Source organism: Vogesella indigofera, from assembly GCF_028548395.1.
Lineage (GTDB): Bacteria > Pseudomonadota > Gammaproteobacteria > Burkholderiales > Chromobacteriaceae > Vogesella > Vogesella indigofera_A.
Genome location: NZ_JAQQLA010000002.1, coordinates 1 through 25,562, shown reverse-complemented (window position 1 = coordinate 25,562; position 25,562 = coordinate 1). Strand labels below are relative to the sequence as shown.

Sequence of the window (25,562 nt, the reverse complement as noted above, 5' to 3'; positions counted from 1 at the left end):
CTCATGATCGGCATGTTTGATTCCGGCCTAGGCGGCCTTTCGGTGTGGCGCGAGCTCACCGCCCAGCTTCCCGACGAACCGGTGATCTACCTTGCCGATCAGGGCTATTGCCCTTACGGCGGGCGCAGCGACGACGAGCTGATCGCCCGTGCCGAGCTGATCGCCGACTACCTGCTGGCACAGGGCGCCACCCTGCTGCTGATCGCCTGCAACACCGCCACCAGCGCCGCGGCGCGCCATCTGCGCCAGCGCCACCCGGCGCTGCCGATTGTCGGCATGGAGCCGGCGATCAAACCGGCGGCGCTGTCGACGCAGAGCGGCAAGATCGGCGTGCTGGCGACGCAGGCTACGCTGCGCGGCGAGAAATTCCGCCAGCTGGCGGCACAGCTGCACGATCACGCCGAGATCTACAGCCAGGCCGGCACCGGCTTTGTCGAGCTGGTGGAAAGCGGCGAGCTGGACAGCGACAACGCCCGGCGCACCGTCGCCGCGGCGCTGGCGCCGCTGCTGGCGCACAACGTCGACCACGTGGTGCTCGGCTGCACCCACTACCCGTTCCTGGCGCCGCTGATCCGTGAGCAGCTGCCGCCGCACATCGACATCATCGACCCCACCGACGCCGTGGTGCGCCAGACGCTGCGCCTGCTGCAGCAACACCACTGCCGCAGCGGCCCACAGACGCCACCGCAGTACCGCTTCGTCACCACCGGTGACGATCACAGCATGCAGCGATTCCTGCGGCAGATCCTGCAGCGCGACGACCGCGTCGAGGCCCTGCAACCGGCCTGAGAGCGTGTTCACGATCGCGTGCGCTCTCACCAAGACCGGGCGAAAACGACTGCGGAGGCGGCGTTTATCCGGATAGAGACAAGCATGCCGCAGCCGCAGCCAACACCGCATCGCCCATCGCGATGAAGTCGCAGCAGATCGTGAACAGGTTCTGAGGCTGCGGCCAACGTTGGCCGCAGCACGCACCAATACCGCACATCCATCCGCACCAAATCAAGGCAATCGCCGCCATCCGCACCAACGGCCAGCACAAGGCATCGTCATGACGCCTTGATGCACAAGGCTGGCGCCCGCTGGCACCATTTTTGCAAGAAAGCGCCCCAATCACAGGCATTCGTATCCGCAGCCCGCCGTGCTGCACCACGGATACGCACCATTGGAGCGCAGGCATGACGGAAACAAGTGCAAACGACGTATTGTTCTTACTGATCGGGGCCATTCTGGTGCTGGCGATGCACGCCGGCTTCGCCTTTCTGGAGCTGGGCACCGTGCGCAAGAAAAACCAGGTCAACGCCCTGGTCAAGATCCTCACCGACTTTGCCATCTCGGCGCTGGCCTACTTCTTTGTCGGCTACGGCGTCGCCTACGGCGTGCACTTCTTCAGTGACGTCAGCCACATCAGCCAGGCCAACGGCTATGAACTGGTGAAGTTCTTCTTCCTGCTGACCTTTGCCGCCGCCATTCCCGCCATCGTCTCCGGCGGCATCGCCGAGCGCGCACGCCTGCACCCGCAATCGGCGGCCACCTTCCTGCTGGTCGGACTGGTGTATCCGTTCTTTGAAGGCATCGTGTGGAACGGCCACTTCGGCATCCAGGACTGGCTGACGGCCAACTTCGGCGCGCCGTTCCACGACTTTGCCGGCTCGGTGGTGGTTCACGCCGTCGGCGGCTGGATCGCGCTGGCGGCAGTGCTGCTGCTCGGCGCCCGCCGCGGCCGCTACACCAAGGAAGGCCGCGTCAGCGCCCACCCGCCGTCGTCGATCCCCTTCCTGGCACTGGGCGCCTGGATCCTGATCGTCGGCTGGTTCGGCTTCAACGTGATGAGCGCGCAGAAGGTCGGCGGCATCTCCGGGCTGGTGGCGGTCAACTCGCTGATGGCGATGGTCGGCGGCACGCTGACCGCGATGTGGGCCGGCCGCGACGACCCCGGCTTTATCCATAACGGCCCGCTGGCCGGACTGGTGGCGGTGTGCGCCGGCTCCGACGTGATGCACCCGCTGGGCGCGCTGGTCACCGGCGGCGTCGCCGGCGCCATGTTCGTGTACCTGTTCACCCTCACGCAAAACCGCTGGAAGATCGACGACGTGCTCGGCGTGTGGCCGCTACACGGCCTGTGCGGCGCCTGGGGCGGCATCGCCGCCGGCCTGTTCGGCCAGCACTGGCTGGGCGGCGCCGGCGGCGTCAGCCTGGCCTCGCAGCTGATCGGCACAGCGGCCGGCATCGGCATCGGCTTTGGTGGCGGCTACCTGGTGTACGGCGTGCTGAAGAAAGTGGTCGGCATCCGCCTCAGCGACGAGGAAGAATTCAACGGCGCCGACCTGTCGATCCACAACATCACCGCCACCCCGGAACGGGAGAGCAACTGGTAGACGATCCTGATAGGAAACAATTAAGTCTGTCGGGAGACAATTAAGTCTGTCGGGAGACAATTAAGTCTGTCGGGCAGCTGCGAAGAAGGGGCTCAGAAGCCCCTTCCTTTTTTGTGTGGCTGCGAACGGCTCTTGAAGTAGACAGAATTCTGTAAAGCGAGCTGATGTGCTGAGCAACCAACTACATCAGGGACCTGTATGTCAGAAGTAGTACGGAGGGTTCGGGTTCCACGACCTTTTCTGCAGCACGTATGACTTATCCCTATTCCTGAAAGCTACGAAGAATTCAGAAATCGCAGGATATGAATCGGTGTCTGACTAGTGATGAGTACGAACGCTTCCCCATGAGCTTGTCGAGCGGAGCAGAAAACAGGCCTTCTGGAAGCTGATTTTCTCCTGGTCCTGCGTGGTGTTCATCATGCTCCTGACTCACCATGGCGCAGGCCGTACCCTGCTGCTGTTTTGTGGCCGGGTAGCTTGCTGATAGCCCTTGGTCTGGCCTCCGGTATGGGCTACCTTGGCATTGTGGGAACATTCTGAAACGGAGGCGGCCATGCTTGAGCTTGAAGAACTGCACGACGTTGGTGGGGACAGGATCATGGTTCACGCCCGATTCGATGGCGTCCCTGTTCACTTCCACATTGATGCTGAAGCCGTAGATGATTTTCTCCAGATTGAACAGCTGGGCATTGCCCATTCAATCCGGGAGCTGGCTGACAACTGGAATCGCTTTGTCCCTCGGCTTGAACCGTTCATCGCTCGAAGAGAGGGGCACGACTTCCTGGTCACTACAGAGCTGCTCAACCCTTGATTAAGGGGAGTGTCGCCTATGGGCTGGTCTGCAGGGCCACGGGCTGACTAATGGCCATCCATCTTCCTGCCGATCAATCCAGTGAGGAAGGCAAACGGGTCTGTCCCGGTCCTGGAGGGCAATGAGATAAGGCTGCTTTCTCACAAGCTGCTGCCGATGCCATGAAATATGACTTACGGCGGCTTCGGCCGAGCTTCAGATGAATTCGCTGCAATCAAGTATGGCCACCATCACTCCAAGGGGCTAAGTGTGGCCATCTGAGAGGGAGCACGTCGAGAACACGAAGTTGGGCTTGCAGGTGGCGAGCGGACCAGAAGCAGATCACCAGCTCCAAATGGCAGGTGGGGTCCAGGCAAAACAAAGCCCTCCCGGATGGGAGGGCTTTGTTTATGTGCGGCGAGGTGTCAGTGCTGATGCCCGTGCTCGCCATGTACATGCTGGTGGGCAACTTCCTCGGCGCTTGCCTCGCGGACGTCCACGACCTTGAGGGCGAAGCGCAGGGTTTTGCCGCACAGCGGGTGGTTGCCGTCCAGCAATACGGTTGGGCCTTTGATCTTGGTAACAAAGTAATAGCGCGGCTCGCCATCCGGGCCGATGCGCTGGATCTGGCCGCCTACCTTGATGCCAGGCGGAAAATCAGCCTTGGGCATGGTGGTGACCAGGGCTTCGTCGCGCTCGCCGAAGGTGTCTTCGGTCGCGAGTTCCAGCGTGGTTTGAAAGCCGGATTCCTGGCCTTCCAGTGCGGCTTCCAGTTTGGGGAAGAGGTTGTCGTAATCGCCGTGCAGGTAGGAGACCGGGGTTTTGCCATCGTCGTAAACCAGACCTTGGCTGTCTGTGACTTTCATTTGCAGGGTGACGGCGGTGTTTTGGGTGATTTTCATGGCGGGCAGTGGCAAATAAATTGAAGCGCGAAGGTTCGCAGTTCAGCGGGGGAGTGTCAACTGGCGGTCGAGCCACCTCACTCACGTCCGATATGCACCGATATCTGACTGGTGTTGCCCCAGTTCCGTGGCGACATCGTTGTTTGTCATCAAAGGCCTGCTTGGTAGCAACAATCGGCCACTCCATGCAGGGGGCTGGCTGGCCGTTTTGGCCGACCAGCAGCTGGCCAAAGGAGATCACTAGCAGATCGTCGGCCAAAGCAGCCGTAAGTCATGTCTCATGGCATTGACAGCTGCTTGTGAGAAAGCAGCCTTGTCTCATTGCCCCCAAGAGAGGGACAGACCAAGGCATGACCATGGTGTTTATCGCCAAGGACAAGGCGCTGCTGGACAAGGTCAAGGTCGGTGACAAAATCCGTTTCATGGTCAGCCATGAGGACGGCAAAATGCTGGTCACCGACATTCAACCGGCCAGCTAACGATCATGGCCAGCTTACCGCTGGCCATGATTTCTTCCACTTCATGCAGATCGTGAAAACATGCCGTCACTCAATCGCAGACGAAACATCATTGTTGCCACTGCCGTAGCCGGCCTGCTGGCTGCAGGGCTGGGGGGATATTTTTACGACCGTAACCGGCAGGAGTCGGGGCCTATCATGCTACGCCCGGATGATACGGCGTTGGTCTCGCGCGGCCGGCAGGTCTATCTGGCGAACTGTGCCAGCTGCCATGGTGGCCAGCTGGAAGGACAGCCCAACTGGCGGGAACGCAATGGCCAAGGCATGCTGCCGGCGCCGCCACACAACGAGACCGGGCACACCTGGCACCATCCGGACGACATGCTGTTTGCGCTGACCAAATACGGCATTGCCAAGGTGGCCAACATGCCGGATTACCAGTCCGCGATGCCGGTTTACGAAGGCACACTGAGCGATGCCGACATTGTCGCCGCGCTGTCTTGGATAAAAAGCCAATGGCCAACTGAAATACGTGCCCAGCACGACGAGTTAAACCAGCGGGTGCGGAAAAACTGACCATGGCCGCCAGAAGTGATTGACCGTCATCAAGCCCGCTTGGTAAGCGGCGGTCTATAGTGCGATTAACGTTTACGAGAGCTTGTCATCATGCGCCTCACCCAAACAAGAACCCGGCAACTGTGTCGCCTGTTACTGGTGGCATGGTGTCTGGTGCTTGCGTTTGGCGTACTGCTGGCTTGTCAGCGGTACGAGCAGGCCTCCCATCACTTTGCCACACCGGGCACCTTGCAGACTCAGCAACTGACGGCAACTGACCATGCCGGAACTCACGACGAGTCCGCCCTGTGTGAACAAGCCTGCCAGACGCTTTCCGCCCCCATCGCCAAGGGGGAGGTCAGCGTTGCGATGCCCTCCCTGCTGTCTGTCCTGCTGATTGCCTGGTTCCTGTTGCCGCCATTGCTGCTGCTATCACCCGCCAGCGTCACACGCCTGAACTCACCCGCCACTCCCGGTGGCACACCGCCCCGTCCGCATCTGCTGTTCCAGCGCTTCAACAATTAGCCCGCTTTGCATTCACGCCACTACGACGCCTTGCCTCGTAGCGACTTCACTCGCGCCTGTCGCACGAAAACCATCCGTTCTCACGCCTAAGGAATCCGATCATGAAAAACCAGAAAACCTGGCCTGCGGCACTGCTGCTACTGGCGCTTGCCACGCCGACCTGGGCGGCACAGCCGCCGATGCCAGCAAGCCCTGCCAACATGGAAATGCAGATGCAGAAGATGCGCACCATGCACGACAAGATGATGGCGGCGAAGACGCCACAGGAACGACAAAAACTCATGGCTGAGCAGATGCAGTCGATGCAGGACGGCATGGCCATGATGCAGGCCATGGATAAGGACATGATGGCCAAAGGCATGATGCCGTGTCAGGGCATGGGTGCTGGGGCCGCAGACGCTAAAACCATGATGGAACAGCGCATGAAGATGATGGACATGATGCAGCAGATGATGGGACAGCAAGGCAAAACGATGCCCATGCAATAAATCGGGTGCCGCCATGGTAGGTAAGGCGCGGCGCTGATCGCGGCGCGCCCGACCCACACCTCCCTGTGCCCTTCCCGCAGGAGTATCCAGATGAAGACCTCGCACTGGCATACCGGTCGCAGCCTCGCGATCACCATGGCCATCAGTTACACCGTGTGCGCGCTGTTGTACCGGCTGTGGCCGGAGCAAGGCGTTGCCTTTCTGAACGCCCTGTTCCACGGGCTGGACTTTGGCCGGCTTCGCACACCGACACCATTCAGCCTGGGGGATTTTTTCTTCCCGCTGACGGTGCTGGTGGGGTGGGGCCTTGTCACCGGCACGGTATTCAGCTGGGTAAACCAGTGTCTGGCGCGCTGTTGTAAGCACCAGGCGCACTGAGCACCCCCGGACAAGGAGTGAAGGCATGGCTAACGTCAAGGATCCGGTATGTGGCATGACGGTGGACAGCAGCAAGGCTGCGGCCAACTATCGCTATGCCGGGCAGGATTACTGGTTTTGCTCCGCGCACTGCCAGCAGCAGTTTGTCGCCGCACCCGCGCGCTATACGGCGGCACCGGCCGATACGCTGCCAGCGGCTGGGTCGCAACATCAGCACCATGCCCCCGCAAGCGCCGCGACCGCGCCTGGAGAAAAGGCCAAAGACCCGATCTGCGGCATGTTGGTCAACAAGGCCACCGCGCTGAAGAGCGAACGTGGCGGGCGCAGCTACTACTTCTGCAGCGAGACCTGCCTGCGCACCTTCGAGTCGCCGGAAAACGAACTGAAGTCGATGAAAACCCGCGTCACCATCGCGATGACCGGGGTACTGGCGCTGGCGGTGCTGCGGGCCGGTGCCTTCCTCGGGCTGGCAACCGGTGCCACGCTGCTGAGCTGGGCGCCCATTCCCGATCTGCCCTGGTTCACCTGGGGCATGTGGCTGTTCCTGCTGGTGACCCCGGTGCAGTTCATCGGCGGCTGGACCTTCTACCGTGGTGCCTGGAATACGCTGCGCACCGGCAACATCAACATGGACTTCCTGATCGCGCTGGGTACCTCGGTGGCGTACTTCTACAGCGTGGTGGTGATGTTCTTCCCGGACGTGCTGCCGGTCAAGGTGGCCGAGCGCGACGTGTACTTTGAAGTCTCCGCCGTGATCATCGCCTTCGTGCTGTTGGGGCGCTACATGGAAGAGATCATCAAGAAAAAGTCTTCCGCCGCCGTACGCCGGCTGCTGGACCTCAAACCCGCCACCGCCCATGTGCTGCGCGATGGCCAGGAGGTGGAGATTCCGGCCGGCAGCATCATGGTCGGGGAAACCGTGGTGGTGAAGCCCGGCGAGAAGATCGCCACCGACGGCGAGGTCATCTCCGGCCACTCCACGGTGGATGAGTCGATGCTGACTGGCGAATCCATGCCGGTGGAAAAGCAGCCCGGTCACACCGTGATTGGCGGCACCTTGAACCGCGCCGGCGTGTTCAGCTTCCGTGCCACCCGCATCGGCGCCGATACCGCGCTGGCGCAGATCATCCGCATGGTGGAAGAAGCGCAGAGCAGCACCGCCCACATCCAGCGGCTGGCGGACGAGGTAACCCGCTACTTTGTGCCGGCCGTGATCAGCGTGGCGGTGCTGGCGTTTGTCGGCTGGTGGCTGGCCGGCGACTTCCCGCAGGGACTGCTGGCCTTCATTGCGGTGCTGATCATCTCCTGCCCGTGTGCGCTGGGTATCGCCACCCCGGCGGCGCTGATGGTGGGGGTCGGCAAGGGGGCGGACGGCGGCATGCTGATCCGCGGCGGCGAGGTGCTGGAGCGGGCGGAGAAGCTCAGCTGCGTGGTCTTCGACAAGACCGGCACCCTCACCCGTGGCGAACCGACGGTGACCGACATCGTACCGTTTGATGGGTGCGACGAGCTGGACGTGCTGCGCCTGGCGGCGGCGGTGGAAACCGGCTCGGAGCACCCGCTGGGTGAGGCGATCGTGCGTGCGGCCAACCATCGGCAGCTGACTTTGCCGCAGGCCAGCGCCATCACCGGCCTGGCAGGTCTGGGTATCCGCGGCCAGGTCAATGGTTTGCCGGTATGGCTGGGGAACCGGCGGCTGCTGGCCCAGCAGGGCATCGCCACCGGCGTGGCGGATGACGCCATGCGGCATCTGGAGCAAAACGGCAAGACCGCGATGCTGGTGGGGTATGGCGACAAGCTGGTCGGCCTCATCGCCGTGGCCGACACGCTGAAGCCCGAGGCCAGCGAAGCCATTGCCCTGCTCAAGCAGCAGCACATCAAGGTGGTGATGCTCAGTGGTGACAACCAGCGTACTGCGGACGCCATCGCCCGGCAGCTGGGGATCGAACGGGTGATTGCCGAGGTGCTGCCGGAGGACAAGGTCAAGGTGATCCAGCAGCTGCAGCAGGAAGGTGAGGTGGTGGCGATGGTGGGCGATGGCGTCAACGATGCCCCGGCACTGGCTACCGCCGACATCGGTATCGCCATCGGCTCCGGCTCGGATGTCGCCAAGGAAACCGGCGGTATCATCCTGATTCGCAACGATGTCCGCGACGTGGAGAACGCCATCCGCCTGTCCCGCGCCACCATGCGCAAGATCAAGCAGAACCTGTTCTGGGCCTTCATCTACAACAGCATCGGCATCCCCATCGCTGCCCTGGGTTTCATGAACCCGATGGTGGCCGGTGCCGCCATGGCCTTGAGCTCGCTCTCCGTCATCGTCAACTCGGCGTTGCTGAAGCGCTTGCCGATCAGTACCCAGGCGGAAGGAGCGACATCATGAAGACCCGGGCCTACCAACTATGCGCGCTGCTGGCGCTTGCCATCATGCTGTTCGTGCTGCTGCGCTTCGGTTTGTCGCTTGCCACGCTGTTGCTGGCACTGCTGTTGGCCACATGTCCGTGGGGCGTGATCTGGCTGAGCTACCGGCTGGCACGGCAGGCGGAATCCGAGATTGACCAGGCCGTCGCCGCCAACAAACCGGATGAGCATGACAGCCAGCATGGGAAAGGAGTCTGACATGACCGAGCAACACGATCAGCATGGCAAGCGCAGCCACTGGGTCTTCGTCGGCTTTGTACTGGTGGCCGGTTTCTTCCTGTTCACCGAGCACCGGGCGCATGTATTGGGCGCATTGCCGTACCTGCTGCTGCTTGCCTGCCCGCTGATGCACCTGTTCATGCATCACGGCCACGGCCATCACCATGGCGGGGCATCACGCCGCCCTCACCAGCACGATCAGGATGGAGAACAACCATGAACGACCATATGCAGGCCTACGGATTATGGGGACTGGTACTGATCAACTCGCTGGTCTTCATCATCTTCGCCTTCAGCTTCACCAAGCCAAAGTCGGCACGGGACTGGCGCTCGCTGGGGATGTTTTCCGCCTTTATCGTGGCGCTGTTTACCGAGATGTACGGCTTCCCGCTGACCATTTACCTGCTGTCCGGCTGGCTGGGCAGCCGTTTCCCCGGTGTCGATTTCATGTCGCACGACAATGGCCATCTGCTGGAAGTGATGTTTGGCTGGCGTGGCAATCCGCACTGGGGACCATTCCACCTGCTCAGCACGGTGCTGATCTTCGCCGGTTTCTGGCTGCTGTCCACCGCCTGGCGCGTGCTGTATCACGCCCAGCGCCGGCATGAGCTAGCGACGGCGGGGCCCTATGCCCGTATTCGCCATCCGCAATACGTCGGCTTCGTCGTCATCATGTTCGGCTTCCTGCTGCAGTGGCCAACCTTGCTGACGCTGCTGATGTTCCCGATTCTGGTCTGGATCTACTCCCGCCTCGCGCTGCACGAAGAGGCCGACATGCTGGCGCAGTTTGGCGAGCGCTACCAATCCTACCGACAGCACACCCCCGCTTTTGTCCCCGCCAAGGGGCAGACACACCATTATTAAAGGAACCCCTCATGCGCAAGCTTATTCCCGCCTCGCTGCTGCTAGCCTTCTCGCTGGCAGCCACTTCCGCACTGGCGGCGCCATCTGGCACGGTGTTTACCGCCAATGAACGCGGCAACTCCATCAGCCAGATCACGCTGGCCGATGGCAATGTCACCACCATCCCGCTGGAAATCTCGCCGCACAATGTACAGGTCAGTGCCGATGGCAAGCGCCTGCTGGCGGTGGGCATGAATATCCATGCCGGCCACCATGGCAGCGGCCAGAGTGCCGGCGAACTGCAGGTGTTCGACCTGCCGCTGGGCAGCAAGCCGAGCTTTGTGTTGCCGGTGGCGGGTCACCCGGGGCACGTCGTGACCGACCGCGATAGCAAGCTGGCCTTTGTCACCGATGCCGGCAACAACGCTGTGCAGGTGTATGACCTGGCAAGCAAGAGCCAGCTTGGCAGCATCAAGACCGGCACCTATCCGCACGGCTTGCGCCTGAGCCCAGACGGCAGCTCCCTGTACGTTGCCAATGTGAAAGAGGACAACATCTCGGTGATCGATGTGCCCAGCCTGAAGGAAACCGGGCGCATCGCCGTGGGCAAGTCCCCGGTACAGGTGGGTTTCTCCGCTGATGGCAAGCAGGCCTATGTGTCGCTCAGCGCGGAAAACGCGCTGGGTCTGATCGACACCGCCAGCCGCAAACTGAGCGGCAAGGTCAAGGTTGGCCGCAACCCGATCCAGATGTACGCCACCCCGGACGGCAGCAAGGTATTCGTGGCCAACCAGGGCAGCAGCAAGCAACCGGACGACCGCGTATCGGTGGTCGACCCGGCCGCCGGCAAAACCATTGCCGAGGTGAAAACCGGCCCAGGTGCACACGGCGTGGCGATCAGCAGTGACGGCCAGTACGTCTTTGTCAGCAATATCGAATCCGGCACCATGTCGGTGATCGATAGCCGTCAACACCGCGTGCTCAGCACATACCAGGTAGGCGCCGGGCCGAACGGCATCAGCTACCGCGACTAAGTCAATGCGCTGTGACGGCTGCCTTTCTTCAGAAGGCAGCCGTTGGTCTATTGGCAACTGAATGTCCGGTTTGGCCCGCTTGACCGCCAGACACGTCAACCACAGGCGGGTAGCACGGCGCTACGCCAAAGCTGGCCGGCAACTACGGCATCGCAAACGGAAGCAAGACCCGGCCGCAGAGCCGGCCACCGGTACACAACTAGCCTTGTTATGGCGTACCCGCCGCCGGCGGGTGGCCGCGAAGACCCCCAGCGACGTGTCGGTCGCTTCGTCTGCTGCCGGGCGTAGCCAGCTGCTGGCCCTCGCAATGCGCCATATCCGGCCTAAAATGGAGAGATGACAGCATTGCTGATGCGGACAGGTTGCGCTCGCCGGCGTTTGTTCCGGTGCCATGCAGTGCCCACCATCCCGTCTTCGCCGGCAAGCCCCGCTCGCAACAATCCTCGCCACGCGGGTGGTTTATCCTGATTGGAGAACCGACATGCGCTATCTGCTGCTTGCTTTATCCCTGCTGCTGTTCCCGGCGCTGCCTAGCCAGGCCCAACTCAGTATCGGCATTGGCATCGAGCTGCCCGGCATCAGCTTGGGCATCGACCTGCCGGCGTATCCGGCGATGGTGCGGGTGCCGGGTTACCCGGTTTACTACGCACCCCGTCTAAACCTGAACTTCTTCTTCTACGACGGGCTGTACTGGGTCTACTCGGACGACCGCTGGTATGCCAGCGACTGGTACAACGGGCCGTGGTGGGAGGTGGAGCCGGTCTACATGCCACTGTTCGTGCTGCGCGTGCCGATCCGCTACTACCGCCGCCCGCCGATGTACTTCCGTTACTGGCGTGCCGACCGCCCACCGCGCTGGGATGAGCACTGGGGACGCGACTGGAGCCGGTACCATCGTGACTGGGATCGCTGGGATCAGCGTGCCGCACCGGCCCCGGCGCCCTTGCCGCACTATCAGCGGCGATACTCGGAAAGAAACTACCCGCGCTCGTCCGAACAGCAGCGCGAGATCCGCTCGCAGAATTACCGCTACCAGCCACGTGAAGAGCTAACGCAACAGCACTTCCAGCAGCGAGACCGCCCGAACCAACCTCGGATCGAGCAACAACAACGCCCTGAAATGCGCCAGTCACCAGACTGGCAGCAGCAAGACATGCCACGACAGTCTGCGCCCGGCCAGCCCCGGATCGAGCAGCAACAGCGACCCGACATGCGCCAGTCGCCAGGCCATCAGCAGCAGGACATGCCACGGCAGTCCGCGCCGGGCCAACCCCGGATCGAGCAGCAACAGCGACCCGACATGCGCCAGTCGCCAGGCCGTCAGCAGCAGGACATGCCACGGCAGTCCGCACCCGGCCAGCCCCGGATCGAGCAGCAACAGCGACCCGACATGCAGCGGCCACCGCAGGGCGGTGCGGACTATCTCCGCACCGAGCCTCGACGCCAGTATCCGGAAAGCAGACAGCCGCAGCAGCAACGACAGCCGTCGCGGGGCATGCCGCCATCCGAGGAGGAGCTGTTACTTGAAAGGCAGCAGCGCGATCGCGACCGACACAACTGAACCGCACCGGCCGCTATCCGAACCCGCTGAACAAACCGCCGCCCTCGCGGCGGTTTGGCTGTGTCGTCCACGCCCGTTGCGGCCAACCTTCGCCCGCTGCGCCGCCGCGTTCAGCACCGCGCAGCCGGGTCGCCACCCCGTTAACATGGCCACCGCGCCGTCGCGTTACCCCGACCAGGCTGGGCACGGGGGATGTTCAAACCCCGTCGACCTTGTCAAGATAAGCGCTTCGCCATCAAGCCGAGGTCGCCATGAGTCTGCAGTCCGTCCGTGAATTTTTTGCCGCCCGCCAACTGGACATCTCCATCATCGAGCTGGAAACCAGCACCGCCACAGTGGCGCTGGCCGCCGAGGCGCATGGGGTCGAGCCGGGGCGCATCGCCAAGACGCTGGCGTTCCGCCTGGGCGATGGCCGGGTGGTGTTGCTGGTGGCGCGCGGCGATGCCCGCATCGACAACCGCAAATTCAAGGAAGCCTTCGGCAAGGGCCGCATGCTGCCGTCCGCCGAGGTGGAGGCGCTGACCGGGCACCCGGTCGGCGGCGTGTGCCCGTTCGGCCTCGCCACCGACTTGCCGGTGTATCTGGACAGCTCGCTGCAGGCCTTTGACGAGGTGTTGCCCGCCGCCGGGGACGTGCACACCGCAGTGCGCATCAGCCTGGCGCAGCTGGTCGCCGTGGTCGACGGCCACTGGGTGGACGTGTGCCAGCCGCAGGAAACCGTCGCCGCCTGAGAACCCGCCCACGATCTGCCGTGACTGTTATCAACGGGGCGATGCCGCGTTCAAAACGGCTGCGGCCTGCCAGTTCAGATCTGGATAAACGCCGCTTCCCAGCCGTTTTCCGCTTGTCTCGCGTGAGCGTGCGAGATCGTGAACACGTGCTGAGTATCAACAACACGGCCCCGAGCGGGGCCGTGTCGCATGGCAAGGTCTAGCCCGACATCAGGCAGGCTGTAGCCGGCTAGCCAGCGGCATGGCGAACGTCGTGTCGCGCACCGGCGCGGTGGTGGCGGGCAGCGAGAAGAAATCGATGGCGGCCTTCAGCTCGTGCGCCATCTGCTCCAGCTGGCCGGCCGATGCCGCCGTTTGTGCCGCGGCGCTGCACGTCTCCTCCGACATCTGCGCCACCTGCTCGACATTGCCGGCGATGCCGCTGCCGGCCGCCTGCTGCTGCACTAGCGCCACCGAGATTTCGGCGATGGCGTGGTTGATGCGGCCAACGTTGTCGCCGATGCCGACCACCGCGCCCTGCGCTTGCTGGCTCTGCTGCAGGCCGTCCTCCATCTGCCCGACCGTGCCGTGTATGCCGGCCACCACCCGCTGGCTGTTGTCCAGCATCTCGCCGATGATGGCGCTGATCTCGGCGGTGGATTGCGCGGTGCGCTCCGACAGCTTGCGCACCTCGTCGGCGACCACGGCAAAGCCGCGGCCCTGCTCACCGGCACGGGCGGCCTCGATCGCCGCATTCAGCGCCAGCAGATTGGTCTGCTCCGCCACGTCGCGGATCACCTGCACCACATTGGCGATCTGCTGCGACTTGTTGCCGAGCAGGTCCGCCTGGCCGCTGGCGTCACGCGCCTGCTGTGCCACCTGCTGAATGGTGTGCACAGTGCGCTCGATGATGCCCTGCCCCTGTTGCGCCAGACTGCCGGACGCCTGCGCGTCGGTGGCGACATCGCGGGCATTGTCGCTGACCGACGCGATGCTCACCGACAGCTGCTCCACCGCGGCAGACATCGACGCCGCGGAACGGGTCTGCTCCTCGGCGCTGACCGCAACCTGTTCCGAGGCGGCCGCCAGTTCGGACGCGTTCACCGTCAGTCGCGCCACGATGCAGTCCAGGTTGCGTACCAGCGCGATCAGCGCCTGCTGCATCATTGCCATCGAGGCGACGATGCTGTGGCGGTCACCGCTGCGCACCGGCAGCTGCAGGCTGAGGTCACCGTTGGCAATGCGCCCGGCCAGCGCCACCACGTCGTCCGGCTCGCCGCCCAGCTGCGACAGCAGGCGGCGGATGATGGTGTAGCCCAGCGCCGCACCCAGCACCATGCCCAGCAGCATCAGCGCCAGCGACACCCGCGCGCAGAAGGCGGCGTCGGCCTCGGCCGCGGCGTATTCCTGTGCCGCCACCTTCAGCTGCAGGTCGATCAGTGCGGAGATACGCCCCGATACCGGGTCCAACCCCGGGTACAGCTGAACATCATTAAATGTCTGCAATGCCGCGTTATCGCCGGCCACTACCAGTTCACGCAGCCGGTCGACGGTATGGTCGGCCGCCTGCATGCTGCGCTCCGCCTGCTGCGCCAGCTGCAGCTCGTTCGCGGTCAGCTCGGTGGCACGGTAGGCCTGCCACTGCTGGCGGATCTGCGTGCGGGCCTGATCCAGATTGGCGAGGAAGCCGTCGCGGTTCAGCGCGCCGGCGCGGACCTTGTGCGCGGCATCGACAATGCTGACCGCGTAGCCGTCCGCCACCAGCTTCAGCTGCTGCAGCGGCACCACGCGATCGTGATAGGTACTTGAAAAATCGGCAAGAATCTTGGACTGGGTATACATGCCGTAGCCGCCGAGAAAGGCGGCGATGGCGAGCAGAACGACGACCAGAAAACTTAAACGCTGGCCGATGGTGGGATTGCGCAGCATGGGGGTGGCTCCGGTGGGGTTTAGCGCGACACCAGGGGTGATCCTGATGTCATCACTGTTGATATCTAGTGCCAACCCGGCCCCAGTGCAATGCGATCTTTTAGCACCCCGTATTTCTACTTAGTTGCCAAAGTCATAGCCTATAAGCAATTTTATGACAAAATCCGCATGTTTCGACGCACAAAACTCAAGCCTGACCGTGGCAAAAGCCGCCAGAACGACATTGATGCCAACCCTGCTCAATTAAAGCCAGAATAGAATCAAGCTGTCACGGCGAAAAAGCTGTAACACCATGTCGCAATTGAATAAAAAAAGCCTGCTCGCGAGCAGGCTTTATATTTCATGCCGATGACAATCAGGCGTAGTTTTCCGGGAACAGCGCGCGCTCCACCGATTCGATCAGGATGTGGATCACCTTGATGTGCAGCTCCTGCACGCGGTCGGCGTACTGGCCGCCCGGGGTGCAGACATCGATATCGGCCAGCTCGCCGATCACCGAGCCGGGGCGGCCGGTCAGCGCCACCACGGTGACGCCCAGCGCTTTCGCCGCGTTCACCGCGGCGAGGATGTTTTTGCTGCTGCCGCTGGTGCTAATCGCCAGCAGCACGTCGCCCTGCCCGGCGTGCGCCTCCAGATAGCGCGAGAAGATCGCCTCGTAGCCGTAGTCGTTGCCGACGCAGCTGATATGGCTGGGGTCGCTGATACTGGCCGCCGGCAGCGCCTTACGGTTCAGGCGGTAGCGGCCGGACAGCTCCTCGGCAAAGTGCATCGCGTCGCACATAGAGCCGCCATTGCCGCAACTGAACACCCGTTTGCCGTGGCGGAAGGCGTTCACCAGCGCATCACCGGCATCGCCGATGGCAGCCAGCGCTGCCGGATTGGCCAGCAGCGCATCCAGCGCGTTACGGGCTTGGTGGAGGGTGTCGAGAATATGCGGCTTCATGGTGCGTTCTTTCTGCAATTATCCGGAAACAGGCGTGGCAGTTTACACCAAAAGCCGCGCCCGGCACCTGTTCCGCCTCAAGCCCGGTGCTGGCCGCGTGTCACTTCCTGGTGCAGCAAAGCGCTACCAGCGCAGCAGCGCCGCGGCATCGACGCCCACCGCCAGATGGCCGCCGCGCTGCGGATACGGCTGCGAGGCCAGCTCGCGCGCCGACAGCGACAGCACCCAGTCGCCGCCGTCGCCGGCCACCACCACGCGACAGCCCTCCACCCGCGGCTCGACCAGTTTCACCGTGCGCAACGGCTGGCCGTCGCCGAGCAGGAAGGCCGCCGGCGGGATGGCGTGATCGGCGGCGACGTTGTCGAAGCCGACAAAGCGCGCCACCCAGGCGCTGGCCGGCTGCGCCAGCACCTCGCCCGGGGTACCGACCTGGATCAGCCGCCCGTGCTGCAGGATGGCGACGCGATCGGCCAGCGCGAACGCCTCGTGACGGTCGTGCGTCACCAGCAAGGTCGGCACCGCCATGGCGGACAGCCGCTGGCGCAGGTCGTCGATCAGCTGCTGCTTGAGATGGGTGTCGAGGCTGGAAAACGGTTCGTCGAGCAGGAACAGCGCCGGCTCGCCGATCAGCGCCCGCGCCAGCGCCACCCGCTGCTGCTCGCCGCCGGACAGCTGGTGGCAGGCAGCCGCGCCACGGCCGGCTAGGCCCACCGCCGCCAGCGCCGCCTCGGCACGCTGGCGTGCGACGGCACGCGGCACACCGCGTTCCTGCAGGCCGAAGGCCACGTTGGCCGCGGCGTCGAGATGCGGAAACAGCGCGTGGTCCTGGAACATCATCGCCAGCTGGCGCTGCTCCGGCGGCAGGCGGCTGATGTCGCGCCCGCCCAGCCACACCTGGCCTCGCTGCGGCCGCAGCAGGCCGGCGATCACCGCCAGCAGGCTGGACTTGCCCTCGCCGGAGGGGCCGAGCAGGGCCACGGTTTCGCCGGCGGCCACCTGCAGCGACAGGCCGTCCAGCACGCGGCGGCCGGCAAACGCCAGCGCCAGGTCACGAAGTTCGAGCATGGGTCTTCTCCGGCCACTCGATGGCCATGAATGCCAGCAGCGCCAGCAGCAGCAGCACGCTGGACAACACCAGCGCCGCCTCAAGGTTGGCCGCACCGGGGCGGCCCAGATGCTGATAGATCAGCGTGGTCAGCGTCAGCCACTCAGGCCGCGACAGGAACAGGCTGACCGCGAACTCGCCGACGGCGGTGGCGGCGGCAAACGCCATGCCGCGGCGCAGCGCCGGGCGCATCAGCGGCAGGCTGACACGCCAGAACACGCGCCACGGCGATGCACCCAGCGTGCGCGCGGCATTGGGCAGCGCCGGCGGCAAGGCGTCGCGGGCGCTGACCACCGCCTTGGCGACAAAGGGGTAGGCCAAGAGCGCGTAGGCGGCCACCAGCAGCGCCAGCGTCGCACTGTAGGCGGGATAGGCCAGCAGCAGGCCGAAGGCGACGCACACTGGCGACACCATGAAGGGCAGGAACATCAGCGCGCGCAGGCCGGCGCTGCGCCGCGCCGCCAGCCCGTGCAGCAGGCCCAGGAGTGTCGCCAGCAGCAGCGCCAGCAGCGAGAAGCGCAGCGTGTTGCCCAGCGCCAGCAGGGTGTCGTCCTGCAGCAGCACCCGCCACGCCGCGGCGTCGGCCAGCAGCGCGCGCAGCAGCACCGCCAGCAGCGGCGCGGCGGCGAACAGCGCCAAGAGCAGCAGGCTGGCCAGCAGCAGCAGCCGTTGCGGCCAACCTTGCACCGGCTGGCGCAGCGGCGGGCTGCGCTTGTCCGGCCGCGCCAGGCGGCGCTCGATCAGCGCGTACAGCAGCGCGATGACGGCGCCGAGCAGCAGCATCAGCAGCGCCAGCGCGCCGGCGTCGGCCAGGTTCAGCTCGTAGGCGACCAGCGAGTAGATTTCGACCTCCACCGTGGCGTAACGCTGACCGCCGAGCAGCAGCGCCAGGCCGAAGCCGGAGAAGCAGTACAGGAAGATCAGGCACAGCGCCGACGCCAGCCACGGTCGCACCACCGGCCACTCCACGCGCCAGAACGCGCGCCAGCGCGAGGCGCCCAGCGTGCGCGCCACCATCAGCCGGCTGGCCGGCACGTGGTCAAAGCCGTCCACCGCGGCGCGGATCAAGAGCGGCAGGTTGTAGAATAGGTTGCCGTACAGCAGCAGCCACGGCGTGTCCTGCAGGTTCAGCCCGCTGAGGCCGTGCGGGCCGAACAGCGCCAGCACGCCGAGGCCGGCGACCAGCGTCGGCATCACGAACGGTAGCATCAGCACCCGCAACAGCAGCGCGCGGCCACGAAACTCGAAGTGCGCCAGCACCCACGCCAGCGGCACCCCCAGTAGCAGCGTCAGCCCGCAAGTGGCCGCCGCCTGCAGTAGCGACCAGCCCAGGCGCCACTGCAGGTAGGCGTCGCTCAGCAGCGCCGGGCTGAACGCCAGCCCGCCCTCGTACAGCAGGCGCGACAGCGGCAGCCCGACCAGCAGCAGCAGGAATGACAGCGGCGGCAAGGCCAGCCAGCGGGAGTTAGACAAGGACAACACTTTCTGCATCACGACAATGGAAAACGGTAACGGCTGCTGCCGTTACCGTCATGAGTAGTAGTCGCTGCCGGCCAGTGCCGGCAGCCCGCCGCATCACGGCGCGTTCTTGATCACCAGTCGCGTCCAGCGGCTGACCCAGGCGGCGGTCTTGTGCTGCATCGCCTTCAGATCCGGATTGCTGAAGCTGGCCGGCTGCGCGGCGTGCTTGAACACCGGCGCCAGCGCCACGCCGGCTACCGCCGGGTACATCCACATGCTGGTCTGCAGCTCTTTTTGCACCGCCTCGCCGCGCAGGAAATCGACGAACTGCTGCGCGAGCGCAGGTTGCTGCCCGCCCTTGACCTTGGCCACGCCCTCCACCTGCATGAATACGCCGCCCTTCAGCGCCAGATTGGCGGTCGGCGATTCGGCCAGTTTTTCCTTGCTGTAGAACACTTCCGCCGCCGGGCTGGTGGCATAGCTGACCACGATAGGGCGCGCGCCGCCGTTGCGGGTGAAGTCGGTGTAGTAGGCCTCGCTCCAACCCTTGGCCACCTTCAGGCCGTTGTCACGCAGCTTGCCCCACCACTGGAAGGCGCCTTCTTCGCCCTTGCCGGCGATGGTCGCCAGCAGGAAGGCGAGGCCCGGGCTGGAGGTGGCCGGGTTTTCCACTACCAACAGGTCCTTGTAGGCGGGCTTGGCCAGGTCGTCCAGCGTCGCCGGCAGCGGCAGCTTGCTGCCCGCGAACCAGGCCTTGTCGATGTTGAGGGTGACGTAACCGTAGTCGATGGCCACCGCGCCCGGCAGGCTGGCCGCGGCCACGCTGCGGCCAACCTTGCTGCTGGTCGCCTCCAGCACGCCGGCGGCGTTGGCCTTGCCGATCAGGGTGTTGTCGATGCCGTACACCACATCGGCCACCGGATTGGCGCGGGTCAGGATCAGCTTGTTGAGCATCTCGCCGGCATCGCCACCCTTGATGATGGCCAGCTTGGCGCCGCTCTGTTTCTCGAACTCGGCGATGCGCTCTTTGGGCAGGCTGAACGAACTGTGCGTCATCACCCGCAGCTCGGCGGCCAGGGTGGTCAGGGAGGCGCCGGCCAGCGCCAGCAGCAGTACGGTTTTCTTGAACATTGCAGACATCCTCTTTTGGTAGTGGCGCGCACCAAAAGAAGAAGCGGGACGCGGACTGGCCGCGCATCACGCTCCCTCCGCTGGCATGACCCAGATCAGGTTCTGGGGTCTCTCTCAGTCTGCCTGTGGCAGACACCCCCGGTGATCGAAGCGGCGAGTATAGCGCGTTGCGCGGCATTGCTTAACCGCCGCGGCGCGCGGGCGGCGCAAAAAAATCGCCCGCCCCCAAGGCGGGAACGGGCGTGTCTTGCAGTATGCAGACCGAAGCAACGGGACAGACTCTCAAGCGAGGCGCAGCCACCACGGCTACCCTCACCGTTCATTCAGCAAATGCCGTGCCAGCAAAAAGCACCGCCGGCACTGCCAATTCACCACTTTGCCGCTATAAAAAGAATCACCACGACATGGCGCATGCACCAGCGCGGCGCAATGGGCACCCGATGCGTGCGGCATGGCAGGCAAATAGCAAAAAGCTAACACATCAAAAATAACAATCAATTTAACAAATGCATAACCGGTATCCATAATCCAGTCATCCACCGATCTGCAAGGAGCCACACCATGAAACATTTCTTCCGCCAGCACATCACCCTCGACGACCTGTGGGCCAACCTGGTGTGGATGCAGTAACCGCAACGTTGGCCGCAGCGCGCGTGATGGCACTCCTCGACAACCAGCCGGGTGACCAGCGCGTCACCGTCCAGATCAGCAGTCAAATTAACCCCAGCAAACCGCAGCGGATCAGCCGTCTGGCGTGATCCGCTGACAATCAAAAGCAACAGGAGAGAACCATGTCGACAGAAGCCAAGTGCCCGTTCTCGGGCAGCGCCGCCCCGCACACCGTAGCCGGCGGCCCCTCCAACGGTGACTGGTGGCCACAGCAGCTGAAGCTGGGCATCCTGCACCAGCACGGCGCCGAGTCCGATCCGATGGGCGAGGCGTTCGACTATGCCGCAGAATTCAAGACGCTGGATCTGGACGCCGTGCTCCAGGACCTGCACGCGCTGATGACCGATTCGCAGGACTGGTGGCCGGCGGACTGGGGCCACTACGGCGGCCTGATGATCCGCATGGCGTGGCACGCCGCCGGCACCTACCGCATCGCCGACGGCCGCGGCGGCGCCGGCACCGGCAACCAGCGCTTTGCCCCGCTCAACAGCTGGCCGGACAACGGCAACCTCGACAAGGCGCGCCGTCTGCTGTGGCCGGTCAAGCAGAAGTACGGCCGCAAGCTGTCGTGGGCCGACCTGTTCATCCTCGCCGGCAACGTGGCGCTGGAATCGATGGGCTTCAAGACCTTCGGCTTCGGTGGCGGTCGCGAGGACATCTGGGCGCCGGAAGAAGACATCTACTGGGGACCGGAGAGCACCTGGCTGGGGGACAATCGCTACAGCGGCGACCGCGAGCTGGCCAACCCGCTGGCCGCGGTGCAGATGGGCCTGATCTACGTGAACCCGCAAGGCCCCAACGGCAACCCGGACCCGGTCGCCTCCGGCCGCGACGTGCGCGAAACCTTCGCCCGCATGGCGATGAATGACGAGGAAACCGTGGCGCTGGTGGCCGGCGGCCACACCTTCGGCAAGGCACACGGCGCCGGCGACCCGGCACTGGTCGGCCCGGAACCGGAAGGCGCGCCGATCGAGGAAATGGGTCTGGGCTGGGTCAACCAGTTCGGCAGCGGCAAGGGCGAGCACGCCATCACCAGCGGCATCGAGGGTGCATGGAAACCCCACCCCACCACCTGGGACCACGGCTACCTCGACACCCTGTTCGGCTACGAGTGGGAGCTGACCAAGAGCCCGGCTGGCGCGTTCCAGTGGGTGGCCAAGGACGTGAAGCCGGAACACATGATTCCGGACGCGCACGATCCGAGCAAGAAGCACCCGCCGATGATGACCACCGCCGACCTGTCGCTGCGCTTCGACCCGATCTACGAGCCGATTGCCCGCCGCTTCCACCAGGACCCGCAGTCGTTTGCCGATGCCTTCGCCCGCGCCTGGTTCAAGCTCACCCACCGCGACATGGGCCCGCGCGCCCGCTACCTCGGCAAGCTGGTACCGGCGGAAGAACTGATCTGGCAAGACCCGGTGCCGGCCGTGGACCACCCGCTGGTCGACGCGCAGGACATCGCCGCGCTGAAGGCCAAGGTGCTCGCCTCCGGCCTGAGCACTGCGCAACTGGTCAGCACCGCCTGGGCCTCCGCCGCCACCTTCCGTGGCAGTGACAAGCGCGGCGGCGCCAACGGCGCGCGTATCCGCCTGGCACCGCAGAAGGACTGGGCGGTCAACCAGCCGGCGCAACTGGCGCAGGTACTGCAAACGTTGGCCGCAATCCAGCAGGACTTCAACGCCAGTGCCGCCGGCGGCAAGAAGATCTCGCTGGCCGACCTGATCGTGCTGGCCGGCGGTGCCGCCATCGAAGCCGCAGCCAAGCAAGCCGGTCAGCAGGTGACCGTGCCGTTTGCGCCGGGGCGCACCGACGCCACGCAGGACCAGACCGACGTGGCCTCGTTCGCGGTACTGGAGCCACGCACGGACGGCTTCCGTAACTACGTGCAGCCGGGACTGGAAAGCGCAGCGGCCGAGCTGCTGATCGACAAGGCGCAGCTGCTGACGCTGAGCGCGCCGGAAATGACGGTACTGATCGGCGGCCTGCGCGTGCTGGGCGCCAATGCCGGCCAGGCGCAGCACGGCGTGTTCACCCAACGCCCCGGGGTCCTGAGCAACGACTTCTTCGTCAACCTGCTCGACATGGGCACCAAGTGGCAAAAGTCCGCCACCGACGGCGTACTGGAAGGCCACGACCGCGCCAGCGGCGTGCCGAAGTGGACCGCCACCACCGTGGACCTAGTGTTCGGCTCCAACTCGCAGTTGCGGGCGCTGGCGGAGGTGTACGCCTGCAGCGACGCGCAACAGAAGTTCGTCAACGACTTCGTGGCTGCGTGGAGCAAGGTGATGAACCTGGACCGTTTCGATCTGGCGTAAGTCACGTCAGGCTTGGCCGGTGTGACAAGCCGGCTTGGCCTGACAAGGGAAATGGCTGCTTCCGGTTACGGAAGCAGCCATTTAACTGACTAGAAGTCCTAGGTACATTACTTCGTTGTTGTTTCAACAGCTCAGAATTTTCTGCCCAGCATCAGGAAAAAACGGGGATTCTTGTCGACATTCTCGGCCTCGGATCGCCCTCCCTGGCTACGCCACGCCAGACTGCCATCCACACTCCACTGTACATATTGCAGACGTGCACCGAAACCAGCCCCAGCAATGGTCCTGCTGGCTGCTGAATTGCTGTCCCATGGGTCTGTGTTGGCCGTTGACTTGCCGTAGTCGTAAAGAATGAATGGCGTCACGGCACCCAAGGTGTAGCGCAACTCCAGCTGAGTAAACCACCCGCTGTCCCCCACCCCCTCCCCCAGAGGGTAGGCACGCACGCCGTAGTATCCACCCAAGCTGAACTTCTCCGACGAATCCAGATTCTTGTTGGCCCACTGCCCGGAAAAACGCCCATAGGCATTTAAACCACCGGCAATTTTCTGAATACGGGCAATGTCCAGATTGACCTTGCCAAAGCTACCATTGGTACCGGCCGTCACGGCATCCGACAACTCACTTTCGCCATCCAGACGGAGCTGCCCACCACTGACTGACAGCGAGCCATACGTCACCCCACCGCCCCACACCGCGTCACGCTTATCAAACTGAAGCCCCAGAGTTGCACCGTCGCTGCGCTTGTTGCGCACGATATTGCTGGCCCGGTAATCATCCTGTAGCGATTTATGTTGCAGGCTCAACGATATCAACAGGTTGTTAGCCTGCGAACGTAGCAGTGGATAGGACAGCCTTGCAGTAGTAATGTCAGCCACCCCCTGAGCGCCCAGCGCAGCAAACTCGCCGCCCAGCTGGTAGCTGGTATGGGCATAACCAAGCCGTCCGCGCAATCCGGAGGCGCCCAGAGGTGCCTCGTAATCAACCGCCCCCAACCACATGTCTTCATCGGTATACATACTGTTCAACGACAGCTTGTCCCCATAGAGAACCGCGCTATTGAGGAACAAGGCAGCATGTGCCCGATATTCACCAGTGCTGCTGGCTCCGGTGTTATCTACCCCGACTTCGCCACTGACATACGACTCACGCTTCACATCCACCAGCAAATCTGCCTCACCCTGCGCAGAACCTGGCCGGATAATCGGTCGGATTGTCATTCCCGGCTGATCGTCCAGAATCAGCAGCGTACGCTCCAGTTTTTGATTCTGGATAGCGTCGCCACGCTGCAGCCCATAAGCCAAAAAGCGCTGGGCACCCGACAACAATTTATCGTTACCGACTGCAGCCACTTTGCCGTAACTGCCCTCAATCACCGTAATATGCAAAACGCCGTTCTGCAGGTCCTGTGGCGGAAGAAATACCTGAGCAAAAGGATAACCTGCTGCATGGTAATAATTGCTCAGGGTATTCGCTATTGCAGTCAGCCCGGCCATATCGAACGAGCGTCCTGCAACTGGATTGAGCTGGGCCAGCAATGTCTCAGTCGACAACGACTTGTTGCCACTGATTTCAAGCTGGTTCAGCTTGACAGTGACGCCACCGGCAACAGGTTCCAGCGCCGAAGGTGGCTGAAACTGGGGCAGCGCCTTGCTATCGCTACTGGTGGGTTGCGGCGGTTTGGTCATCTGCAAATCGGTATTCGTATCGGCGAAGCCTTGTGTCGCATAAACCAGCAGTGCCACTGCCACCAGAGTAGTGTTTTTCTTGTTCATTGAGCTTCCCATTAATAACGGATGGCAGTCAGTGTCTTCACGTTACGACGATTGATACCGGTATCCACAACAAAGACATCCAGCGGGCCGGTTGCACTTGGTACCGTCACATCATTGATGTTCAACTCATTGCTGTTCTTACGGCCGCCCTTATCTGCTGCAGGTGAGTTGGCCGCGTTGCCTTCATCAGCACTTGATACAAAGTTCAGCGCTCCTGCCGCCCCTTCAGGTTGGCCGGCGTTTTGTGCTACCGGGGCAAACGGCCTGTCGGTACTACTACCGCCCTCCCCCTCCTGGAGGCCTGCCCCAGCAGAGAGGCTTTCTTCATTCACCGTATCAGCCACCCCAGCTGGGGAGATTGCCGACGATGTACCTGCCACAACTTTTCCAGTTGATATATCGCCATTCCCCACAGGAAGACCGGTCACAAAGTTCAAGGTACTGGTAGCAGCCGAGGGAGCAACATTGCCATCACCCGCGGCACCTGTTGGAGCAAGAACATAGTTCAACCCACCAAAACTTGTCGGGGCCGTGCTGGCAAATGCAGTGCTGCCATTATCAACAAAGGCAGGAACAATGACAGGATTCGGCGGCAAAGTAGGCAATGGCTCTGACGTTGTCACAGGGGCAGGTACCGGTGTAGCTGCAGTGATGTTAGCCAGCAGTTGGCCGGTCACGCCTGCGATCTGGTAGTTGCCATTACTCAGGTTCAACCCCGACAGATCGGCGCTTACCGGCTTGCTGGTGCCGATATTTGGATCTGCAAAGCTGCCGCTACTTGCCGAGCCACTCAGGCTGACGCCGTCACCTTCGTAGATGGTGCCCGCCAGTACCGCCGTACCGCTGAGGGTGGCCGCCAGCGTGCCGTTGTAGACCTTGTCATTGGCCGTCAGTCCGGAAACGGTCAGCTGCGCCGGGGTGATGTTGGCCGTCAAGGCAGTGGTCACACCGGCGATCTGGTAGTTGCCGTTA

At 63.5% G+C, this 25,562-nt stretch carries 25 protein-coding genes and 1 riboswitch; of the genes, 16 read left to right on the top strand and 9 right to left on the bottom strand.

Going from position 1 to position 25,562, the window contains the following annotated elements; genetic code table 11:
* The first annotated feature begins 3 nt into the window (after positions 1–3).
* From murI to PQU89_RS01920, 3 genes are all read left to right on the top strand, one after another.
* Positions 4–789 (top strand): glutamate racemase, encoded by a 786-nt coding sequence (gene murI, locus PQU89_RS01930; RefSeq protein ID WP_272764373.1) that lies wholly within the window; start codon positions 4–6, stop codon positions 787–789.
* 389 nt (positions 790–1,178) lie between these two features.
* A complete protein-coding gene (locus tag PQU89_RS01925; protein WP_272764372.1) occupies positions 1,179–2,378 on the top strand; it encodes an ammonium transporter in 1,200 nt (399 codons plus the stop codon).
* 553 nt (positions 2,379–2,931) lie between these two features.
* Entirely contained in the window at positions 2,932–3,189 is a 258-nt protein-coding gene (locus PQU89_RS01920) for a hypothetical protein (protein WP_272764371.1), read from the top strand.
* A gap of 404 nt (positions 3,190–3,593) precedes the next feature.
* Here PQU89_RS01920 and PQU89_RS01915 read toward each other — a convergent pair whose 3' ends face one another.
* The gene (locus PQU89_RS01915) at positions 3,594–4,070 is read right to left on the bottom strand and encodes an FKBP-type peptidyl-prolyl cis-trans isomerase (RefSeq protein WP_272764370.1); all 477 of its coding nucleotides are present in this window, start codon (positions 4,068–4,070) and stop codon (positions 3,594–3,596) included.
* A gap of 350 nt (positions 4,071–4,420) precedes the next feature.
* Here PQU89_RS01915 and PQU89_RS01910 point away from each other — a divergent pair, with 350 nt between their 5' ends.
* The 12 genes from PQU89_RS01910 (at position 4,421) to PQU89_RS01855 (ending at position 13,283) form a co-directional block, all read left to right on the top strand.
* Positions 4,421–4,549, top strand: coding sequence for a copper-binding protein (locus PQU89_RS01910; protein WP_272764369.1), 129 nt, complete (start codon positions 4,421–4,423; stop codon positions 4,547–4,549).
* Between the two features lie 60 nt (positions 4,550–4,609).
* Positions 4,610–5,104: a c-type cytochrome gene (locus PQU89_RS01905; protein ID WP_272764368.1), complete on the top strand. Its 495-nt coding sequence runs from the start codon at positions 4,610–4,612 to the stop codon at positions 5,102–5,104.
* Positions 5,105–5,194: 90 nt separating this feature from the next.
* Complete coding sequence (locus PQU89_RS01900; RefSeq protein WP_272764367.1) at positions 5,195–5,608, top strand: hypothetical protein; 414 nt, start codon at positions 5,195–5,197, stop codon at positions 5,606–5,608.
* A gap of 101 nt (positions 5,609–5,709) precedes the next feature.
* Entirely contained in the window at positions 5,710–6,096 is a 387-nt protein-coding gene (locus PQU89_RS01895; RefSeq protein WP_272764366.1) for a hypothetical protein, read from the top strand.
* 90 nt (positions 6,097–6,186) lie between these two features.
* The gene (locus PQU89_RS01890) at positions 6,187–6,474 is read left to right on the top strand and encodes a DUF5676 family membrane protein (RefSeq protein ID WP_272764365.1); all 288 of its coding nucleotides are present in this window, start codon (positions 6,187–6,189) and stop codon (positions 6,472–6,474) included.
* Between the two features lie 25 nt (positions 6,475–6,499).
* Entirely contained in the window at positions 6,500–8,857 is a 2,358-nt protein-coding gene (locus PQU89_RS01885; RefSeq protein ID WP_272764364.1) for a heavy metal translocating P-type ATPase, read from the top strand.
* Positions 8,854–9,093: a hypothetical protein gene (locus PQU89_RS01880; RefSeq protein WP_272764363.1), complete on the top strand. Its 240-nt coding sequence runs from the start codon at positions 8,854–8,856 to the stop codon at positions 9,091–9,093. Before PQU89_RS01885 ends, PQU89_RS01880 begins: the two co-directional genes overlap by 4 nt.
* 1 nt (position 9,094) lies before the next feature.
* On the top strand, positions 9,095–9,334 hold the full coding sequence (locus PQU89_RS01875; protein ID WP_272764362.1) for a DUF2933 domain-containing protein: 240 nt from the start codon (positions 9,095–9,097) through the stop codon (positions 9,332–9,334).
* A complete protein-coding gene (locus PQU89_RS01870; protein WP_272764361.1) occupies positions 9,331–9,978 on the top strand; it encodes a methyltransferase family protein in 648 nt (215 codons plus the stop codon). The genes PQU89_RS01875 and PQU89_RS01870 overlap by 4 nt, the downstream gene beginning before the upstream one ends.
* An 11-nt stretch (positions 9,979–9,989) precedes the next feature.
* The gene (locus PQU89_RS01865; protein WP_272764360.1) at positions 9,990–10,991 is read left to right on the top strand and encodes a YncE family protein; all 1,002 of its coding nucleotides are present in this window, start codon (positions 9,990–9,992) and stop codon (positions 10,989–10,991) included.
* 481 nt (positions 10,992–11,472) lie between these two features.
* Positions 11,473–12,552 (top strand): hypothetical protein, encoded by a 1,080-nt coding sequence (locus tag PQU89_RS01860; protein ID WP_272764359.1) that lies wholly within the window; start codon positions 11,473–11,475, stop codon positions 12,550–12,552.
* 251 nt (positions 12,553–12,803) lie between these two features.
* On the top strand, positions 12,804–13,283 hold the full coding sequence (locus PQU89_RS01855; RefSeq protein ID WP_272764358.1) for a YbaK/EbsC family protein: 480 nt from the start codon (positions 12,804–12,806) through the stop codon (positions 13,281–13,283).
* A 210-nt stretch (positions 13,284–13,493) separates the two neighbouring features.
* Here the strand turns inward: PQU89_RS01855 and PQU89_RS01850 are convergent, their stop codons facing one another.
* The 6 genes from PQU89_RS01850 to PQU89_RS01825 all read right to left on the bottom strand — a co-directional run bounded on the left by PQU89_RS01850 (position 13,494) and on the right by PQU89_RS01825 (position 20,416).
* Positions 13,494–15,191, bottom strand: coding sequence for a methyl-accepting chemotaxis protein (locus PQU89_RS01850; protein WP_272764357.1), 1,698 nt, complete (start codon positions 15,189–15,191; stop codon positions 13,494–13,496).
* 355 nt (positions 15,192–15,546) lie between these two features.
* Positions 15,547–16,134, bottom strand: a complete 588-nt coding sequence (locus PQU89_RS01845; RefSeq protein ID WP_272764356.1) for an SIS domain-containing protein — start codon at positions 16,132–16,134, stop codon at positions 15,547–15,549.
* 123 nt (positions 16,135–16,257) lie between these two features.
* Positions 16,258–17,199 (bottom strand): ABC transporter ATP-binding protein, encoded by a 942-nt coding sequence (locus PQU89_RS01840; RefSeq protein WP_272764355.1) that lies wholly within the window; start codon positions 17,197–17,199, stop codon positions 16,258–16,260.
* Positions 17,183–18,730 carry an ABC transporter permease gene (locus tag PQU89_RS01835; RefSeq protein WP_272764354.1) on the bottom strand — a complete coding sequence of 516 codons (1,548 nt, stop codon included), beginning with the start codon at positions 18,728–18,730 and terminating at the stop codon, positions 17,183–17,185. The genes PQU89_RS01840 and PQU89_RS01835 overlap by 17 nt, the downstream gene beginning before the upstream one ends.
* A gap of 84 nt (positions 18,731–18,814) precedes the next feature.
* A complete protein-coding gene (locus tag PQU89_RS01830) occupies positions 18,815–19,831 on the bottom strand; it encodes a thiamine ABC transporter substrate-binding protein (RefSeq protein WP_272764353.1) in 1,017 nt (338 codons plus the stop codon).
* A gap of 54 nt (positions 19,832–19,885) precedes the next feature.
* Positions 19,886–19,981: riboswitch (TPP riboswitch) on the bottom strand.
* A gap of 162 nt (positions 19,982–20,143) precedes the next feature.
* Entirely contained in the window at positions 20,144–20,416 is a 273-nt protein-coding gene (locus PQU89_RS01825) for a hypothetical protein (RefSeq protein ID WP_272764352.1), read from the bottom strand.
* A 206-nt stretch (positions 20,417–20,622) separates the two neighbouring features.
* Between PQU89_RS01825 and katG the strand changes: the two genes are divergently transcribed.
* The gene (katG, locus tag PQU89_RS01820) at positions 20,623–22,815 is read left to right on the top strand and encodes a catalase/peroxidase HPI (protein ID WP_272764351.1); all 2,193 of its coding nucleotides are present in this window, start codon (positions 20,623–20,625) and stop codon (positions 22,813–22,815) included.
* A gap of 131 nt (positions 22,816–22,946) precedes the next feature.
* On the opposite strand, the gene PQU89_RS01815 is transcribed toward katG, so the two are convergent.
* Both PQU89_RS01815 and PQU89_RS01810 read right to left on the bottom strand, forming a co-directional pair.
* Positions 22,947–24,590, bottom strand: a complete 1,644-nt coding sequence (locus PQU89_RS01815; protein ID WP_272764350.1) for a ShlB/FhaC/HecB family hemolysin secretion/activation protein — start codon at positions 24,588–24,590, stop codon at positions 22,947–22,949.
* An 11-nt stretch (positions 24,591–24,601) separates the two neighbouring features.
* The coding region (locus PQU89_RS01810) for a YDG domain-containing protein (protein WP_272764349.1) at positions 24,602–25,562 on the bottom strand (961 nt) is incomplete at its 5' end.